1 protein-coding gene is annotated in these 1,210 nt (G+C 61.2%); it reads right to left on the bottom strand.

The window, feature by feature from the left end:
- A complete protein-coding gene (locus ACFU5V_RS43045; protein WP_378707533.1) occupies window positions 1-1,107 on the bottom strand; it encodes a CaiB/BaiF CoA transferase family protein in 1,107 nt (368 codons plus the stop codon).
- Between the last annotated feature and the right edge of the window lie 103 nt (window positions 1,108-1,210).

Raw genomic sequence — 1,210 nt, forward strand, 5'->3', positions numbered from 1 at the left:
TCAGAGTTCGATCTTGTTGTTGTCCTGGCCGAGCTTCGGTGCCGGCGACTTGATCTGACCGGGCGTCCGGGACAACCGCGGGACCGGAGCCGGCATCCGAACAGTCCCGTACTCCTCGGTCTCGACCGACACAAGGCTCCCCCGGGCCGCGATATGAGGATCCACCGCAAGATCACTCGGCCGATACACCCGGTCAGTGACGACCCCGACGTCACTGAGAATCTTGATCGCCTCGTCCGCGGTCCGAGTACTCACCCAGCGGCGGAGCGCCACCGACGCCTCCCGAGAGTCCGACGCCTCGACCGTGTACTCCCCCTCGGACCGCAAAAACGCGATGAGGTTCTCGATGGTCGTCGTCGTCGCGGCGGAAACAACCACGAAAGCGCCGTCAGAGGCCGGGCAGATCTCGGTCACAAACGCCCCCTCGAACGGAAACGATGCACCATTGCGCTGAGCATCGATCCCGAGCTTGTCGTAGAAGGGCACCTGCCACTCGATCATCCGGAACAACCCGTCATACAAACCGAGGTCGATCATCTGCCCCTCGCCCGAACGCTCCCGCTCGAACAACGCCAGCATGATTCCCCACGCACCGAACATCCCGGAATTCAGGTCGGCGAGCGAATACCCCGGGTGCACCGGCGGCCCATCCGGATAACCTGTGATATTGGTTGCACCACTGAATGATTCAGCAATCTTCCCGAACCCAGGGCGATCACTGTACGGGCCACCACGACCGAACCCGGAGATGCGCAGCATGATCGTGCGCGGATTGAGCTTCTGCACGTCCTCCCAGCCGAGACCGAACGACTCCATCGCACCCGGGCGGTAATTCTCCACGATGACATCACTCGAAGCCGCGAGCGCCTTGACGTACGCATTGTCGCCCGAATCGGACAGGTCGACCTCGACACTCTTCTTGTTACGACCATTGATCGTGAACCACAAACTCTCGGCACCCACTGGACCCATCCGGCGCAGACTGTCCCCCGAACCCCGGCGCTCGACCTTGATCACCTCGGCACCGAAATCCGCCAGCAAGCCACCACAGAACGGGCCAGCCATCGCATGGGCGAACTCCAGAACACGGATCCCCTCGAGCGGCATACGGTCAGTCATCTCGACAAATCCTTCACGATCGAACCTCCGGGTAGTACAGTCCAAACTAGCCCACACCCTGGACTCAAGTCCAGAATTAGACACAAATCTA

This window comes from Rhodococcus sp. NPDC057529, assembly GCF_042802055.1.
In the GTDB taxonomy this organism is placed as follows: Bacteria; Actinomycetota; Actinomycetes; order Mycobacteriales; family Mycobacteriaceae; genus Rhodococcus_F.

Bases quoted from the DNA above. Each gene is read 5' to 3' on its own strand.
- ACFU5V_RS43045 (WP_378707533.1), bottom strand. From the start codon at position 1,107: ATGCCGCTCGAGGGGATCCGTGTTCTGGAGTTCGCCCATGCGATGGCT.